This window comes from Mesorhizobium sp. M7A.F.Ca.CA.002.05.1.1 (assembly GCF_003998335.1).
Lineage (GTDB): Bacteria > Pseudomonadota > Alphaproteobacteria > Rhizobiales > Rhizobiaceae > Mesorhizobium.
This window is the reverse complement of record NZ_RZQI01001284.1, coordinates 1-1,212: the sequence shown is the minus strand read 5'-3', so window position 1 is coordinate 1,212 and position 1,212 is coordinate 1. Positions and strand designations below refer to the sequence as shown.

General features: G+C 64.6%; 2 protein-coding genes. Both read right to left on the bottom strand.

Going from position 1 to position 1,212, the window contains the following annotated elements; genetic code table 11:
- A partial coding sequence (gene glcF / locus EN939_RS34920) for a glycolate oxidase subunit GlcF (RefSeq protein WP_127271913.1) occupies window positions 1–931 on the bottom strand: 931 nt, incomplete at its 3' end.
- 10 nt (window positions 932–941) lie between these two features.
- Window positions 942–1,212: FAD-linked oxidase C-terminal domain-containing protein (locus EN939_RS34915; RefSeq protein ID WP_272483138.1), on the bottom strand; the 271-nt coding region annotated here is incomplete at its 5' end.

Sequence of the window (1,212 nt, the reverse complement as noted above, 5' to 3'; positions counted from 1 at the left end):
GATCGAAGGTCGAGAGATATTCGGTGATGTCCTTGGCCAGCGCCGAAACGCGCGCGGCCTTGTCGGCATAGGCCGGATCCAGCCGCAGCATGAAACCGTAGTCCTTGATCGTCGTGCCGCAGCCGGATGCAGTGATGACGATGGCATCGAGCCCGCCTTGTTCGATGGCGCGCGTCCAGGCATCGACATTCTGCCTCGCCGAGGCAAGCGCGGCCTGCTCGCGCCCCATATGATGCACCAGCGCGCCGCAGCAGCCCTCGCCCGGCGGCACCACGACCTCGACGCCGAGCCGCGTCAGCAGCGAAATCGTGGTGTCGTTGATGGCGGGATCGAGCACCGATTGCGCGCAGCCAGTGAGGATGGCGACGCGGCCTCTTTTGCTCCCCTGCCCGGCATGGATGCCTGGCGAGCCCATCGGCGAAGCTGCCGGGATCGAGGCCGGCGCGAGCTTGAGCATCGCACTGAGCGGCTTCAGCGCCGGAACCTTGTCGAACAAGCCTATAAACGGCTTGCCCAGCTTCGCCAGCTTGAGCGCGGCGCGAAACCGCTGGGGATAAGGCAGCACGAAGGCCAGCATGGCGCGGGTCAGTCGATCGAGCAGCGGCCGCTTGTAGGTCTCCTGGATATGGGCGCGGGCATGGTCGACCAGATGCATGTAGTTCACGCCCGACGGGCAGGTGGTCATGCAGGCGAGGCACGACAGGCACCGATCGATATGGGTGACGATCTGCTTGTCGGCGGGATGGCCATTTTCCAGCATGTCCTTGATCAGGTAGATGCGCCCGCGCGGTGAATCGAGCTCGTTGCCAAGCGTCACATAGGTCGGGCAGGTGGCGGTGCAGAAGCCGCAATGCACGCATTTGCGCAGGATCTTTTCCGATTCCGCGACATGCGGATCGGCAAGCTGGGCAAGCGAAAAATTGGTCTGCATCGCTAATGTCCTAGGCCATTCGGCCGGGATTGAGGATGTGCTTCGGGTCGAATTCTTGCTTCAGCCGCTGGCTGAGTGCGGCAAGTGCGGGCGGCTGCGGCTCGAACACCGGCAGAGCGGCGCGATGCGAAGGTGCGGCACGCACCAGCGTCGCATGGCCGCCGCCATGTTTTCTCAACAGTCCGCGCAGCAGGGCGGCTTCCGGATCGCCCTGTTCCATGCGCAGCCACACCAGCCCGCCCTGCCAGTCATAGTAGGCGCTGACGGCGGCCTGCATGCGC